At 64.2% G+C, this 14,244-nt stretch carries 17 protein-coding genes; 10 read left to right on the top strand and 7 right to left on the bottom strand.

What is annotated here, in order from left to right; genetic code table 11:
- Positions 1–45: 45 nt before the first annotated feature.
- The 3 genes from IBX18_RS39700 (at position 46) to IBX18_RS39690 (ending at position 2,748) form a co-directional block, all read left to right on the top strand.
- Complete coding sequence (locus tag IBX18_RS39700; RefSeq protein WP_194838564.1) at positions 46–216, top strand: hypothetical protein; 171 nt, start codon at positions 46–48, stop codon at positions 214–216.
- Positions 217–442: 226 nt separating this feature from the next.
- Entirely contained in the window at positions 443–694 is a 252-nt protein-coding gene (locus IBX18_RS39695; protein ID WP_194838563.1) for a hypothetical protein, read from the top strand.
- A 377-nt stretch (positions 695–1,071) separates the two neighbouring features.
- Positions 1,072–2,748: an acyl-CoA dehydrogenase family protein gene (locus tag IBX18_RS39690; protein WP_194838562.1), complete on the top strand. Its 1,677-nt coding sequence runs from the start codon at positions 1,072–1,074 to the stop codon at positions 2,746–2,748.
- Positions 2,749–2,760: 12 nt separating this feature from the next.
- Here IBX18_RS39690 and IBX18_RS42650 read toward each other — a convergent pair whose 3' ends face one another.
- The 3 genes from IBX18_RS42650 to IBX18_RS39680 are packed head-to-tail and all read right to left on the bottom strand — an operon-like array spanning position 2,761 to position 4,879.
- The gene (locus IBX18_RS42650; RefSeq protein WP_306796605.1) at positions 2,761–3,339 is read right to left on the bottom strand and encodes an isochorismatase family cysteine hydrolase; all 579 of its coding nucleotides are present in this window, start codon (positions 3,337–3,339) and stop codon (positions 2,761–2,763) included.
- A complete protein-coding gene (locus IBX18_RS42645) occupies positions 3,336–4,484 on the bottom strand; it encodes a hypothetical protein (RefSeq protein WP_228542512.1) in 1,149 nt (382 codons plus the stop codon). The genes IBX18_RS42650 and IBX18_RS42645 overlap by 4 nt, the downstream gene beginning before the upstream one ends.
- Positions 4,481–4,879, bottom strand: a complete 399-nt coding sequence (locus IBX18_RS39680) for a GntR family transcriptional regulator (protein WP_194838561.1) — start codon at positions 4,877–4,879, stop codon at positions 4,481–4,483. Before IBX18_RS39680 ends, IBX18_RS42645 begins: the two co-directional genes overlap by 4 nt.
- A 540-nt stretch (positions 4,880–5,419) precedes the next feature.
- Between IBX18_RS39680 and IBX18_RS39675 the strand changes: the two genes are divergently transcribed.
- Together IBX18_RS39675 and IBX18_RS39670 are read left to right on the top strand one after the other, a co-directional pair.
- Positions 5,420–5,854 (top strand): hypothetical protein, encoded by a 435-nt coding sequence (locus IBX18_RS39675; RefSeq protein WP_194838560.1) that lies wholly within the window; start codon positions 5,420–5,422, stop codon positions 5,852–5,854.
- A gap of 197 nt (positions 5,855–6,051) precedes the next feature.
- Complete coding sequence (locus tag IBX18_RS39670) at positions 6,052–6,750, top strand: hypothetical protein (protein ID WP_194838559.1); 699 nt, start codon at positions 6,052–6,054, stop codon at positions 6,748–6,750.
- A gap of 711 nt (positions 6,751–7,461) precedes the next feature.
- Here IBX18_RS39670 and IBX18_RS39665 read toward each other — a convergent pair.
- A complete protein-coding gene (locus IBX18_RS39665; RefSeq protein ID WP_194838558.1) occupies positions 7,462–7,785 on the bottom strand; it encodes a recombinase family protein in 324 nt (107 codons plus the stop codon).
- A 200-nt stretch (positions 7,786–7,985) separates the two neighbouring features.
- Between IBX18_RS39665 and IBX18_RS39660 the strand changes: the two genes are divergently transcribed.
- The 5 genes from IBX18_RS39660 (at position 7,986) to IBX18_RS39640 (ending at position 11,855) form a co-directional block, all read left to right on the top strand.
- The gene (locus IBX18_RS39660) at positions 7,986–8,303 is read left to right on the top strand and encodes a hypothetical protein (RefSeq protein ID WP_194838557.1); all 318 of its coding nucleotides are present in this window, start codon (positions 7,986–7,988) and stop codon (positions 8,301–8,303) included.
- Positions 8,304–8,307: 4 nt separating this feature from the next.
- A complete protein-coding gene (locus tag IBX18_RS39655) occupies positions 8,308–8,850 on the top strand; it encodes a DUF6879 family protein (protein ID WP_194838556.1) in 543 nt (180 codons plus the stop codon).
- Positions 8,851–9,690 (top strand): helix-turn-helix transcriptional regulator, encoded by an 840-nt coding sequence (locus IBX18_RS39650; protein ID WP_194838555.1) that lies wholly within the window; start codon positions 8,851–8,853, stop codon positions 9,688–9,690.
- 744 nt (positions 9,691–10,434) lie between these two features.
- The gene (locus IBX18_RS39645; protein ID WP_194838554.1) at positions 10,435–11,496 is read left to right on the top strand and encodes a hypothetical protein; all 1,062 of its coding nucleotides are present in this window, start codon (positions 10,435–10,437) and stop codon (positions 11,494–11,496) included.
- Complete coding sequence (locus tag IBX18_RS39640) at positions 11,493–11,855, top strand: hypothetical protein (protein ID WP_194838553.1); 363 nt, start codon at positions 11,493–11,495, stop codon at positions 11,853–11,855. The genes IBX18_RS39645 and IBX18_RS39640 overlap by 4 nt, the downstream gene beginning before the upstream one ends.
- Positions 11,856–12,011: 156 nt before the next feature.
- On the opposite strand, the gene IBX18_RS39635 is transcribed toward IBX18_RS39640, so the two are convergent.
- The 3 genes from IBX18_RS39635 to IBX18_RS39625 form a co-directional block, all read right to left on the bottom strand.
- Positions 12,012–13,088, bottom strand: a complete 1,077-nt coding sequence (locus IBX18_RS39635) for a hypothetical protein (RefSeq protein ID WP_194838552.1) — start codon at positions 13,086–13,088, stop codon at positions 12,012–12,014.
- Positions 13,089–13,338: 250 nt separating this feature from the next.
- Positions 13,339–13,476, bottom strand: a complete 138-nt coding sequence (locus tag IBX18_RS39630; RefSeq protein WP_194838551.1) for a hypothetical protein — start codon at positions 13,474–13,476, stop codon at positions 13,339–13,341.
- A gap of 74 nt (positions 13,477–13,550) precedes the next feature.
- On the bottom strand, positions 13,551–14,243 hold the full coding sequence (locus IBX18_RS39625; protein WP_194838550.1) for a hypothetical protein: 693 nt from the start codon (positions 14,241–14,243) through the stop codon (positions 13,551–13,553).
- Between the last annotated feature and the right edge of the window lies 1 nt (position 14,244).

Genomic DNA, 14,244 nt, shown 5'->3' with positions numbered 1-14,244 from the left:
CGAGCGTTGCGGGTTTTTGACACACGCTCGAGATAGGGTTCGGAGGTGGTTTCAAAGCGTCCGCGGGTGTTGCTGGTAGCTGGTGGAGTGTCGGTGTTCGAAGTCGTTTCGGTCGAAGGCGACTACGCGATCGTCGAGTCGATCGATAAGGACGCGCCGGGCTGTTATCAGTTCCCGGCTCCTGTTGCCACGCTCGTTCCCATCGATCCCGAGTAGTTCGACCGTCGACTCGGTGCGGCCTACTGCGCCCGCTTGCGCCGTACTCGCGATCCTCTACCTGGAGATGGTCGGCCTAAGTGCGCATCGCGCCGCGCCGGGTCAGCGCAGAGGGCTCATGCCCTGAATCTCGTTGCGTTCCAGTGTTTTCCATAGTTTTGCAGGTTCCTCCAATGTTGAGGCAAGACGGTGACGGCGGCATCGACTGCCCCTACGATCAGACCTCATGACCGGCAGCCCCCTCGCGATGACCAGCTCTGAACCGACCCGGAGTTTCATCCTCACCGATGGGCAGCTGGTCTTCATCCAGTACGTGATCGAACGCGGTTTCCTGGAATTCCTGGAGTATGCGAGGAATTCGAAGAGCCCGCCGGGCGACTTGGAACGCGTGCAGGTCGATGGGTTCTTGGATTTGTGCGAGATCTTCGGGGTAGAGGTACCGAACCATTGGGCCGGTGAGGCGCGCGGCGGACGTTGAGATCAGCGGTGTCGGGCCTTGTGGCACACACTGTGCGTCCACCAGGCGTCCGATCTGGGTCCGCGTCGTGTGGCTTCGTCGGTTCCAATAGGCGGGAGCCGAAGACTGTGGCTCACCAATATGCGACGCCTCGCGGTCGACGGACACGGACGACGCGGACCTCGTCGCCGCCTGCCACGGCGGCATCGGCGTCGCCCGGTTGTGCGGATCGAACACGGAAGGCCCATCGCGTGACCCTCACGACCGCAATCTCCGCTCCCCCATCACGGATCCTTCGATCGGCATCGGCGCCTGGTCCGGCCGGTGCAGGGCTGCGTCAGTTCATCTTCGGCGACACCTACCGCACCCAGTGCCGCGTGCGCGATGTCTTGTTCGGTATGGATGAGCCACCGAGCCTGGGTGGTTCCGACGCGGCTGAAGCGCACTACGGCTATGAGCAGCTGGGCCGGATCGGTGCCGCGCTCGGCGGGTCGTGGATCGACATCACCTCCGATCCAGAACTGCTGGCCGCGGTTTATGACTGGACGATGGTCCGATATCCGCGTGCGGCACAGTTTCTGAGCCATTCGGCGTTGGGCATTCAGTCCATCCTGACGCTGGGCAACGCCAGCCCCTACCAGCAGCAGTGCCTGAGCGATCTCGACACCTGTGATGCTGTCGGTGTCTTCGCGTCCACCGAAATAGCGCATGGCACCAACGTTTTGGATCTGGGCACGGTCGCAGTGTGGCATCGCGAAGGGCGCTACCTGAGCGTGCACACACCCGATGAGGGCAGCGTGAAGCTGATGCCTAATTTGGCGGACCCCCGGGTGCAGAAGCATGTGGTGGTCCTGGCCAGGTTGGTTGTCGATGGCGTGGACGAAGGTGTCTTTCCTATCCTGGTCTGTTTGCGCGGCCGCGATGGGCTCGCTGCCGGAGTCGAGGTCGGCACACTGCCGACGAGCCGGCACTCCGCTCCGCTTGATCACGCCGCGTTCTATTTCGATGATCTTCGGGTGCCGGCCGATGCGCTGCTGGGTGGGGACTGGGCCTACTTCGATGATTCAGGGTCGTTCGTATGCGAGCTGGATCGCCGGGGTGCCCGGTTCAAACGCTCGGCGTCGGCGTTGTCGGTTGGGCGGGTTTCCTGCGCCGGTGGCGCGGCGGCCGCCGCCCGCGCCGGCTGGGTACTGGCCTTGCGCTATGCCCGCCAGCGCGACATCGACGGCGTCGCGCTGGCCGACCGTGATGAAGCGCAACGCAAACTTGTCTCCGCGGCGGCGCGCTTGACGGCGACGACTGCGCTGGTCAACTACGCCCGCGCTCAATTCGCTGTTTCTGCGCCTGACCCGGCCACCGAGGCACTCGTGATGGCGATCAAACCCCTTGCCTCCGACACCGCCTACCAGGTGCTCACCGACGTCGGCACCTTGTGTGGCGCGCAGGCAGCACTCGGAGACAATATGTTCGGTGACTGGCTGGCGTGTATCGCCGGTATCTGGATCGCTGAGGGTGCCAACGATGCGCTGCGGTGCGCGGTTGGTCGGCAACCGCAGCTGGTTGCGAGCGGGCGCGCGGCGGTGCACATGGATCTGTCCCGCGTGCAGATCCTTGATACCGCACAGCATTTGTCGAAGTGGCACACGCTTTTGCAGACCCGGGAGCGTGTTGTCGTCGACGCGGTGAGGGCCGGTGCGGGTATCGGCAGCACGAGCATCGGCCCCGATTCCACCGCCATCGACACCTACAAGGTGATCAGCGAACGTCTCGCCGCAGACGCGATGGTCGCCGCGGCCGCCCGGCTGCGCGACCCGGCCAGCCGAGCGGTCGCTGAAGAGCTTGCCGCGGTGTACATCCTGGAGCGCATCGACGCCGACGCCGCGTGGTTCCTGGCCCACGGTGGCCTTACCGCCAGCGACGATCTCCGCAGCGAACTGGCTGCCCGGTATACCGGGCTCGTTCCACATTTGGACACGATCGCTGACGCCTTCGATGTCCCCGCGCTACCGGCCACGATCGACAGCGACTACCAGCGCCGCCGTATCGCCGCGCTCGGCTGGCAGGGCCGGTGGTAGGACCGCGAAAGACTAAGTGGTGGTGGCATTGTCGATGACGTCGCGGACGTCGCTGGCATCGATGAGCTGTCGCGCACCGACCAACCGCGAGATGTGCATCAACGCCGAGTCGTGGACTTGCTGTGCGGGGTGCCGAGTGGCGTTGGACGCCACAGCATCCCGTACCACCCAGGGGACGAATCCGTGTTCGAAGGCGTCGAGTGCGCTCTTGAGGACGCAGGCGTCGGTTGCGATTCCGCAGATGATCAGATCCGTGGCGCCGAACTGTTTGATCAAGGCCAAGCCGTCGGCGGTCAGCGCTGTGTAGACCGTCTTGTCGAGGGTGTGGGCATGGGCACCGGTGGTGAGCGGGATCAACTCGGGGACGATGTCGGTCTCCGGAGGTCCGTAGAGCGCGTGCCATCCGATCAAGGTCTCCCACGGCGAACCGGGGTAGTTGAAGTACCGGGTGAAGATCGTCGGACGGGCGATGCTCGCCCATCGTGTAGCCAGGTCGGCAATGACCGGGACTGCCGGCGCGGAGTGCTCGTTGACGAACCCGCGCTGTGCGTCGACGACCAGAAGAACGGTGGTGGCTGGGTTGAAGGTCACGAGCCTGCTTCCTTGAGGGCTTCCATTGCCAAGCTCAATTTCCCCGGCAATCCACTCGAGGACACGATCGCTTCGCGCATCTGCTGATGTTGGCCGGTTTCTTGCGGGCGGGGGGTGAGTAGCAGCGATCGGGCGCCGCGCAGAAATCCGTAGCCGTAGTTCGGGCAGGTCTGTAGCGGGTGTCCGCTTTCGATCTGATCGTTGAGGTGTGCGGTGTAGGACCAGATGGCTTGCAGACCGATCTCGAAGTTGACGAGGTCTTCTTCGGGCAGTGCCCGCAACGGGTCGTGGGGGTGGTAGGCGACTCCTGACCAGCTCGCCCAGGCGCTGGAAACTCCCGGTGTTCCGAACTCTTTCATGTCGGTGGGTTGATATCCGGCGGCGAGTAGTTCCTGCTCGGCGCGTTCGCCGGTGACCTGGGCGGCGGCGGTGTCGGTCATGTCGCGGTCGACCAATACCCGCGGTGCGCAGATCAGGCGCAGCCCGGCGTCGAGGGTGGCACCGACCCATGGCGCTGCGTATACCCAGTACAGGCTGAGCACGTAGGTGGCGTGGACCTCGGAGCTGGTGAGTTCACTCAGGTAGGTACTCGCCCATGCGAGGTTGGTCTCGTAGGACTGGTAGCGCCACAGGGCGAGGGTGGTGATGTTGGGGACATCGAGGTCTTGGACCAGGTGGATGATCACTGTCCCCCACGGCCACACCGTGAGGGTGCCCTGGTCGGCCTCGGTGTCCACCGGCGCAGTCCAGCAGGAGGTCTTGCCGAGATAGCCGACGACGTGTTCCATGCCGAGTTCGCGGCTGAGGCGTTCTGCTGAGGCGTGGCTGATCTGCGCGGCGATGAACTTGTGTGAACGGATTCCGAGACGAGCACCTGTCAAAGGCGCCAGTGCGCCGACGGCGATCAGGACATCGCCGGGAGGTGTCGTGTTGTTCTCCCAGGAGATGACATGGCCTGCCTTGATGGGTCGGGCCAGCAGCGTACTGAGTGCCTCAGCGAACGCGGTTGGCGATAGCCCGGCCGACGATCGGGCGAGTGCGACCCGGTTCCTCGCCAGTGCGGCGTAGTCGGGGTGGTAGCTCGACCGGCGGGTGTGTAGATCGGTGACGTTCCCGGGCCCCGGGGGCAGGCGGTGCACGCTCAACGCGCCTCCTCGATCCTGTTACCGGATACCGGGATGGGATAGGCCAGCCCTAAGTTGGCGTATACGTCCATCATCTGGGCTTCGACTGCCTCGAGGCGTCCTTCGAGCACCGCGATGCGCTGGCGTAGCTGGGCGGTCTCGTCGTCGACGGGTTCGCGTTCCGGTACAGCGCACACGAATGACCCGCGGCCCTGCAAGGTTTCGATCAGGCCTTGCTCCCTGAGTTCGTCCAGGGCGCGATCCACGGTGCCCAGCGCTACGTTCCAGTCCTTCATCAGCGATGCCTTGGTGGGGATCTGGCTGCCGGGGCCGAAGCGGCCGTCGGCGATCCGGGTGCGGAGATCCTCGGCGATCTGCAGGTACCGGTAGCTGGGCCGTCCGGGTTGGGTGCTCACGAGAATAAGAGTAGTTCTCCATGAGTCACCTATGTCAACTGCTCAACCATTGACTCAACTAGGTGACTCTGATTGACTCACTTCAGTGAAGTGTTCTCGTTTCGAGAGCGATGAGGTAATTCAGGGAAAGGAGCAGCGATGGAGCCGCTGCTACACCGATTGATGCCGAATCGGTGGTGGGGTCCACGGCCCCAGACACTCGCCTTCGCGCCGCCCGAGGACCTCGTACCCACTGTGCAGGTCGACCAGTTCCGCATCTCGAGCGACCAATCACCGCATTTCGCACGGTATGTCGGCTGCGACAGATGGGCGGTGGACTTCCTGCCCGGCCGCCCGCTGACCGAGGCTCAAGCAATCGCGGCGATGCGCATCGCGGCTGCGCCTGACCGGCCTGAGGTCAGCCAGTGGGCACAGGCGATAGGCCTGACGTCGGCTGAGGCACTTGGACTTGCCGCTGGTGGTCTACCGACGGCGGGATCGCGATGATCCAGCGCTCAGCGAAGAACCTCCCATAGCGTCACGAACCACGAGGAGAAGACGATGAGTAAGGAAACCGACCTATCGGTGTTGCCCTCCTGGCGAGAACTGCTGCCCGTGTTCTGGGGCACTGATTCCGCCGGGCCAGCCGATCATCCGCTGACCCAGATGGCACGGAACCTGGACCAGTTGCATTGCAACTCAAAGACCGACTCCGGCAAGCGGCACGCGCGCCTCATCGCAGAAGTCGACGAATGGGTCAGTACACATGCCCCGGCCGCTGTAGGCGTCGGCACAGTCCTTTCCGACATCACCAAAGCCGGTGTGCGCGTACGGCATCTGCTGGAGGCCACCTGCCCCCACTCCGATATCGACCTGACTCGGTTGGCTCGTTCCTGGGACAATTTGGCCTACATGGTCGAAAATGCCCGCGAGGATGAGCAACCCACGCGCCGCGACCGACGCCTCGCACTCACCGCGGCTCCCCTCGCGAGTTAGTCCACCACCTCGACAACACTGGATACCGCTGTGAGGCAGGGCCCGTCGAGCAAATCCGCTCGACGGGCCCTGCCTCACACCATGCCCAGGTCGGCACTCAACCGTTCGCCAGTCGGCCGTCGGGCTGACCATTCACCAGCGAGGTGCACGTCAGCGCGTCGCCGGGATCCTTCGGGTCACCGTGATTCCATATGTCCATGTCCCTCGACTACCAAGAGAAACAAAGAGTTAGTGCTCAGGAATTTCTCACGACAGCCATGGGAGATTCTGCGCCACAGATCCAGATGAGAGACGACGGAAGCCTGTTCGTCGAGTACGAAGATGTATCCCTGGAAACAACCGTCGTCAACAGCGACGACATCAGCACCATGTATTGCGTCGGCACATCGGGGGTCCGCCTCTACTTTCTCGGCCATCGGACGGTCCCCGACGCGGTCATAGTTCAACGAAAGCCCGCTGGTGAGCGCGCTTGGACTTTTTCGCGATGGTCCGACGGCGTACTGGACCTGGTGACGACAGATCTCGAACGATCGTTCTACGGGCCCGGCCGCAGCGACGAAGAGCTCGACGAAGATCTGTTGCGCAGGTTGTGGTACACCCCAGCTGTTACCGACGCCGAACTCTCCCGGCGCCTCGGCCGCCCCGTGCGTTCAGTTGGCAGGTGGGCATACCACCTAGACCTGCCTCGGCCACGAGAGATCGCCCAGCAGTTGCGATGCAATCCAGAAATTACCGCGCAGCTCTGGAACGACTCCACACTGACCAGCACGGAGATCGCCCGGCGCTTGGAGATCTCCGGTGCCGACCTTTCCCGCGCAGTGAAGCGGCTGAAACTGCCTGCTCGGAAGCCAGCACCCAAAACTGAGGTCGACGGCTTTGTCGTGGCGGAAGCGTAGAACGGCCACAGGGGGCTTGTGGCACGCATTCGTCGCTCCGAGAAGTTCACGATCGGGTCAATACTCTTCGTATGCTCATCCCCGACAGTCTCGGCTCTGAACTTTCGATTGCACGCCGTTTCCACGCGGTTATGTCTGCGGGTGAGGTGTCAGTCGCGCACAGTTTCCGCGCGAGTTTGGGTACGGTCCGGCCGCGTGCCGGGCCGTATGCCAGCGCTTGAACAGCACCGCCACGGCGGCGGCAACCTCGATACCGACAAGCGCGTACACCAGTCGTCGCTCGAACGTCGTCATGATCATCTGCTCCTGTTCGGTACACGGGGACGGTTGCGATCGCTGCGCCGAGCGTGAATATGCGAGCCCCCGATCGTCAGGATGGGCGGCGTCGACGACGCTGTAGACCGATCATGGTGTAGGCGGGTCCTACTTCTGAATCAGTCGCCTGTGGGTCAACGTCGGGGTCGGTCTTGGCCTTCCGCTAGGCGGTCCAGCATCCGGGCGGGTCTCACGACATTCGGACACGGCCTCTCGATCACGGTCCATGGTCATGGTCCACCGCCTGCGGGTGGGATTTGCCGTCGGCGCGTCGGCGAATCGCTGCGACGCTGCGTTCTGCCGGAATCTGTTGCGGCCACAACGCTCTGATCCCTATTCCGACCATGAGCACCAAGGCCGATAGGGCGCAGATCGTCGTGGCGGTCTCCGGCATCGTCACCCGCCCGGATACTGGACGTGGCCAGCGACGGTCTCGAGTGGACTGACGATGCTGCAGACGTTGGTGATCGCCAGGCGCTTGTCGACCGGAAGTTGATCGTTGTCGGCGATGATGACCGCGGCGGCCTTGTGGGAGTGGATCTTTTCGAGCAGCCACAGCGTCGGGCCCGGCTCGATTTCCTCGCCGGGGGTGTATATCTCGGCGAGTCGGTAGCCGGCACCGGCGGCCAGCTCGCGGATGATCTGTTCGTCTCGGTCGGGGTCCGCTGATTTGTCGGACCGCAGATAGCCGATCGCCGTTGCTTGACCAGTGCTCGTCATGCCACCCTTCCGTCGTCGATGGTGGGCAACCCCCGACCAGGACGACTACCACCGGTCAAGGGCGCCACCTCGGACGCTAAGAACAGCTGGCTGAACGAGGCAAGGTTTTTTCTCGAGATTTCTCGATCTGCCTCCATTCGTATCCATTGAGCAGCAGCATCAGAGCGGACTTCTAGAATTTCTCGAACAGGAGGAAGGTCATGGTGTTACGACTGCTCGGTGGGCCGACCGGCAACGAAGGCTCCCCGCGTCTGTGGATCGATGACGACCGCAGCATGTACTGCGCCCAGGGATTGAAGGTTCCAGGCGAACCGAACCAGGTAGAGATCCCGCACATGCTGCTCACCTGGCTCGTGCCCGACACCCACCTGGGTGCGACGCTCACCGATACCGGACTCGGCACGTTCACTCTCGCGGGTGTCCCCGTGGTCGACGCTGAGCGGCAGGCGATCATTCAAACGCCGGCGCACGAGATCTGTGTCGAGGTTCCGGCGGCCGCGACGAATCGGAGGTGGTGACGGCATGCTCTACCTGCCTCCGGGTACGACTCCTGTCCTGCTGGAGATGGCGACCCAGCGGGCATTTCATCTCGAGGTCGAAGACGACCACGCCGTGGCGAATGAAGATGAGCCGATGCGGCGGTGGCGCGCCGGGCTCCCACCGCTGGCCCCGGACAACTATCCGCCGGACTGGAAACGCTGGGCCGATCTCTGTGTTGCCACCACCGCTCGCGGCATCGCAATGCAGCGTGTCCGGGTGGTCACCGAGCCACACACCGACTACATCCGGTTCCTGCATGCCGTCACTGGTGGGCACAACGTCGCGCACGGTGAGGATGTCCGGTGGTTGCCGCGCCATCACACCGACCCCACCGAGCTGACAGCCGACGAGTGGTGGCTCCTCGATGACAATGTGCTCGCGTGGACGCTGTTCGATCCGCAGGGTGACTTCGCCGGGTTCGCGGTCACCCATGATCAGGTCGAGGTCGCTCGCGCTGTCACGATCCGTGACACATTGTGGTCGAAGGCAATTCAGCACGATGAGTACACATCGGAATCGCGATAGATGACCGGTGTCGAGCAGGCACGTGTGGTCCTGGGGACGCGTCTCCGGGACCTGCGCAAGGCGGCGGGACTATCGGGGGTACAGCTGGCTGCGCGTGCCGGATGGGTACCGTCCAAAATCTCGAAAATCGAGCGCGGTCAACAGACTCCCACCGCCGAGGACCTCACCGTCTGGTGCGAGATCACCGAGGCCACCCTTGTGCTGCCCGACCTGCTCGCCACCCTCACCAACATCGAATCCATGTGGGCTGAATGGAAGCGGATCGCCGCGACCGGCCACAGCCGCCGACAGCACCGCAGTATCGAGCTCGAAGCAGGCACACGCACGATACGGAACTGGTGTCAGCTGATCGTGCCTGGACTGCTGCAGACCGAGGAATACGCGCGCGCTGTGCTGTCGACCTGCATCGAATTCCTGGGCACCGCAGACGATCTCGATGAAGCCGTCGCCGCACGGATGCAGCGCCAACGCGTTCTGTACCACGGCACACGCCGGATCACCATCCTGCTGGCCGAGCAGGCGCTCTACACGACCGTCGGCGGCACCGCGGTGATGGCCGGACAGCTCCGCCACCTCCTCGACGCGTTGGCCCTGCCGCGGCTGTCGCTGGGCATCGTGCCCCGGGACTTCCCGTTCATCTACACCACGACCTCGTTCGCAGCCTTCGATCACCGGCTGGTGATGGTGGAGACCATCAGCGCCGAGCTGACCATCACCAGTCCGTCAGAACTTTCCTATTACGAGAAGGCATGGGCGGCTCTACATCGCCACGCCGCCTACGGCGAACAGGCGAGAGCTCTGATTGCTGGTGCACTGCAGCACCACCAGGATGTCGACTGACCTGACGGCACAAGCGCCGGACCGCATGGTGGAGGAGCCGTGTCCTTAGAAGCTGTCTTTGAACTCCGCCCTGGTTTGACCGTGTGCGGTCGTAGGCTTCGAGAGGTGGTGGACCAGCAGCCAGCCGAAAGAGTTTTTGCGCGGCGCAGCTGTTGCAGCTTCCGGGGAGGCATTGCCCCGCGACTATCCGCCGTTTCAAAACTGCGTTCTGGTCTTCGGTCGCCGGGCGCGGGCCGGAGTGGTGGGCCATATTCGTGACCAGTTGCGCCGCCGGATCCGGGCGACCATGGGGTCGGTTACCGGGTGCTGTCGCTGTGGTGATCGACTCGCAGAGCGTGGGTTGTTGAAAGAAACATTCAGTTGGTTGTTGAACGTGCGGCGCAACGCCCGCGACTACGAGCCCATCTCACCTGGGCGGCAACAACGCTCATGACGAGGAGGTTGACCCGGGGCCCCGTTCGCCCGCGGCCGGGAGGCCGCCGTGCTCGAGGGCGATCCCAGCGATCCCCTGTGCCACGCGTGAGTGATGAGCCCGGCATTGGGTGCCCGGACATGACGATCCGTGCCGAGGCATCACACCCGTTGCAGTCCAACAAATTCGATCACTCCAAGTCAGTGTCGGGATGCGGTGACGGGAACCAACTGCCGTCGTTGGTGGAATGAGAGGAACCATGCAGGGCGCACACCGTCACCTGCACCGCCGTTGATGGGTAGGGTGAAGTGGACGGGGCATGGGAGGCGAATATGACGCTCTACTCGTCACGCAGGACCATCACCAGCGATCTCACCACCGAATGGGCGCGCCGAGTCGGCGGTCCCTCGATTCTGGTGACATTCCCCATTCCGTTGAGTTTAGTTTCCCAGTTGGATTTCTTTGTTCCCCTGCCAGTTTGGTGGGAGTTGAGCTGGATGCCGGGACGCCCGTTGACCTACGCGATGGCGCATTCGGCGATGGAACTCACTGAGCTGCTCGTCGGAGATCTTGCCGAGATCGACATGCACCCGTCCGGACGTGCCCTTGCGCTGGCGGAGGAGCTGGGGCTGTCGCTGCCGAGCGTGCAGGCAACCTTGATTGCCCGCACGCTCGAAAAGCATGGACCGCAAGAAGGCAGGCCCCGGCCGGGCCCCCGCCGCCTCCACGACTTCCACAAGTTCCGCGACACCCGGGAGAACAGTGGTGGCGACCGTGGCGGCCACGACCCTGCCGCCATTTTTCGCGGCGACGACCTGTCGACGGAGGAGCGGGGCAGCTACCTGATGAGGTGGATGGCTCGCAGCACCGACGACACCCTCGGTGGCGACGACACCAACACGACAAAGGAGATCCCAGCCCACCAACCCGATCCGGGTACTGACGACCAGGACGACGACAGCGCAAAAGACGTCAACATCCCTCATATCGTCGTCGGAAACGACAGCACTTCCGCTGTGCAAGTCGGCGTGGAGGGGATCCGCACTGCGCGGGTTGACGAGACCGCTGGCCGTACGGCCAGCGGCCCCGCGACATCGGACCCACCTGCCCCACCCGATCCGCCCGCCAGCGCAGCCCCCGAGGACCGTTACGTGGCTTCGGTGGCCGCGTTCACCCCGGATCCGCGGCCACCTCGTTCACGCCTGCCACGTCGCCGGTGGTGGGGCGCGTTCCTCGATGGTGTCGCCGACGCTTTCGTGCTCATTCCGGCCGCTCCGCATACGTCCGAGGAGCCCGCATCCGATCGCATCGAACGCCGGCTCCGTGAAGCGGTCGCCCTCATGGAATCTTCACCTCCCTCCGGACACCAGCACACACAAGGGACGGATCCGTGAGCGCGCAGCAAGACGAGGAACCCACCCCCACCCCGCCGGTATCGCGGGCGATGTCACGGTGGGCGGACTTTCTGGCGTCGATCGATGTCGAGAAATGGGAGACCGTCCACCCTGGTGCGGTGGAACGCCTCTTCGACGTCGTCGAGAAGGCTGAACGTCATGACCAACGCATGGCGTGGGCCGAATTCGCCATGCGCGGAGTCGGTGTCGTATCGAGCGTGGCCGTCGTCGCGGTCCTCTCAGCCACCGCCAAATACTTCATCGACCACGGCGCCCCCACCCAAGGTGCCAGCATCCTCGGCGGCGGCGCAGCACTAATCGTCACCGCGCTCGTCACCCGGCACCGAGGCCAGCCGTAGCACAACTTCAATGCTCAGCTGCTACCTCGACACCATCCGCATCGCCGATGTCCGCCCTCTTTCTTCTCTGGGTTCCCATGGTCTCGCGCGCGGGCAGTGCCTCCGCGCGTGCGCGAGGCATTTTTCAAGGGAATGAAGTGGCTCGCCGGTTGCAGCTCAGTCTGTCGGTGACACTAGGTCGACGTCGATCACGCTGGCTCGTTCGGGTCGATGGTCGCGTCTATTGACCAGGATCGGGTGTAGCCAGCGCACCTCCGGGGTTTGCGCGCTGCGCGGCCCGGTCCAATAGGTGTGCCAGTGCGCGCGGCGCAGGTGCGAACGGACCCGGGCCCCGGTTGTTCCGCCGTGTTCGTCATGTTCGGCGCCGTGGCGAGCGGTGTGCAAGGCGGGTCCAACGTCGAATCCGAGGTCGATGATGGTGCGCGGCTCCTGACGGCGGCCCTTGCGGCCGCGCCGACCGGCGTCGGACTCGTGGTTACGGGCATCGCGTCGGTCACTGCACAGATACAGCAGCAGGCTTAGTGCGAGGTTGTGCACCTGGCGCTGCTCGTCACGGCTGATCTGCCCGAACTGGTCGTACTCGGCGTGACGGTCCAGCAGTGCGTCGATGCTGTAGGTACCAGACATCGGCACGAACACCGTGGCCTCGTCGTGGCTGGGGTGGCCACCTACGTAATGAATCTTGCTGGCCAGCAACACATACAACTGAGCGGCACGAGGATCCGCGGTCGAGCACACAGTTTCGTTGGCGGTGAGAGCGGCGATCTGCATCCCGACGAACATCGGCGGTTCGACCGCCGGCAGCCCATCGCGGGCTACCGGGGCGGGCAGTGGTGTGGGGAACACCACGAACGGATCCGGGTGGGGCAAGCGCGCGAACACCTCGCACGGCACCTCGGCGCGGGTGTCGGTATCGATCAGGCACTCGGCCAAGCCTGGGTGCACCCGGTAGACCACGCGGTGCTGGCGCCATAGCCGTACCGCGGCGGCGGTCTGAATGCTCAGGATGCTCAGGTTGACGAACTGCGCGCCGCGGAATGCTTCCATCTGCGCCATGAGAACTTTCCCGCGCCGGTGCCCCGGATCGGTGTCGTCCTCGGAAGCGTCTTGCAAATCGCGCAGCATCGCCGAGAACTCGGGATGGCTGCGCCCGATGTTCAGCGTCTCGATGGTGTCCTTGGCGTACTGCTCGGCCACCTGCACGGCCTGCTTGGCCGAGAGCACCTTCTTCATATTCCACAGTGTCGCACCGGCATACGACACAATGCCTGTGCTGGGCTGGCGGAGCCTGCTCGACACCAACGCCCGTGCCGAGGTGTCGTGTGAGGTTCGATCCTGGCCGGAAACCGCCCCGGCACTGCCAGGGGCTGCGGTGATCGAAGTCCGCGTATCGGTCAGCGGCGGGCGAAATCCCCAACGACTCCTCAACCAGTTCGACTGTCCACGCCTGGGCATCACACGGTTCCACGCTTGCGTCGAATCCTCATTTGGTGAAGGTGATCACCTTGTCCTTCACGACGAGCGGTACGTCGTCGGGGCCTTTGACGTATTCGGGGATCCACACGGCGCGTGGAGTTTTAAAACGCTCGAGTTTCAGGTGGCGCCAGTGGCCACGGACCATCCACCGATGGGACCAGTCCAGTGGCACACCAACTGCATCGCTGGGTGGCCGGTGCCTTGACTTCAGGTCGACCGTCAGCAAGGTCGAGGGCATATCTGCTTTGTCCAGACGCCGCCGCAGCGGGCGCGGCACGGCGGGGTGCGCGTGTCGGCCAGCGGCGCGTCCATCAGCGACCAGGTCGCGCGGACGTAGCGGCTCAGCACTACCGACCGGTCGTTGAGGACGCCGGCGTCGCGGCTGGTTTGGTAGCTGGTGGGGTGGCCGGTCGCCAGGAAGATCGGTTCGCCGAAGCCGCCCAGTGGTCCGAAGACGCTGGCGGGCAGGTCGGGTTCGGTCGGCGAGAGCCAGGACACTGTGATCCCGTCGTCGACCTGGCCTAGCAGGGTGCGGGTGGCCGGACGCCAGGTGAATCCTTGCAGTGCGTGCAGGTGCTCGCACTTGGAGTCGTTGCATCGCAGGCGCACCAGTCGCTCCATGATCAGGAACCCGTGCGGGGCGGGTGCTTCGGCGACGACAAAGTCGTCGTCGGGCATTGTGGCCTGAGCGGTGTCGACGATCGTCACCATGTCGGTGGACATCCAGAAGTTGTGCGCTTGCCGCAGGCTGTCCAGATCGACCGCAGGCCCGGACTCGATACCTTGATCGCTGGCGCCGCCGTTGTCGGCGAAGATCTCGGCCGCGACAGGCCCGGCCAGATGCTGCGCGTAGCCTTCCTTCCAGCGCAGAACCTCCAATGGCGGAAGGGCAGCAACGGAGCGGTCGAGCATA

This window comes from Nocardia sp. XZ_19_369 (genome assembly GCF_015355715.1).
Classification (GTDB): domain Bacteria; phylum Actinomycetota; class Actinomycetes; order Mycobacteriales; family Mycobacteriaceae; genus Nocardia.
Note: the sequence above shows the minus strand (reverse complement) of the source record. Positions and strands in the feature narration are given on the sequence as shown.

Coding starts and splice junctions, on each gene's coding strand:
- IBX18_RS39695 (WP_194838563.1), top strand. CDS start 443: ATGACCGGCAGCCCCCTCGCGATGACCAGCTCTGAACCGACCCGGAGT.
- IBX18_RS39690 (WP_194838562.1), top strand. CDS start 1,072: ATGGATGAGCCACCGAGCCTGGGTGGTTCCGACGCGGCTGAAGCGCAC.
- IBX18_RS39675 (WP_194838560.1), top strand. CDS start 5,420: ATGAGTAAGGAAACCGACCTATCGGTGTTGCCCTCCTGGCGAGAACTG.
- IBX18_RS39670 (WP_194838559.1), top strand. CDS start 6,052: ATGTCCCTCGACTACCAAGAGAAACAAAGAGTTAGTGCTCAGGAATTT.
- IBX18_RS39665 (WP_194838558.1), bottom strand. CDS start 7,785: ATGACGAGCACTGGTCAAGCAACGGCGATCGGCTATCTGCGGTCCGAC.
- IBX18_RS39660 (WP_194838557.1), top strand. CDS start 7,986: ATGGTGTTACGACTGCTCGGTGGGCCGACCGGCAACGAAGGCTCCCCG.
- IBX18_RS39655 (WP_194838556.1), top strand. CDS start 8,308: ATGCTCTACCTGCCTCCGGGTACGACTCCTGTCCTGCTGGAGATGGCG.
- IBX18_RS39650 (WP_194838555.1), top strand. CDS start 8,851: ATGACCGGTGTCGAGCAGGCACGTGTGGTCCTGGGGACGCGTCTCCGG.
- IBX18_RS39645 (WP_194838554.1), top strand. CDS start 10,435: ATGACGCTCTACTCGTCACGCAGGACCATCACCAGCGATCTCACCACC.
- IBX18_RS39635 (WP_194838552.1), bottom strand. CDS start 13,088: ATGAAGAAGGTGCTCTCGGCCAAGCAGGCCGTGCAGGTGGCCGAGCAG.
- IBX18_RS39630 (WP_194838551.1), bottom strand. CDS start 13,476: ATGGTCCGTGGCCACTGGCGCCACCTGAAACTCGAGCGTTTTAAAACT.
- IBX18_RS39625 (WP_194838550.1), bottom strand. CDS start 14,243: ATGCTCGACCGCTCCGTTGCTGCCCTTCCGCCATTGGAGGTTCTGCGC.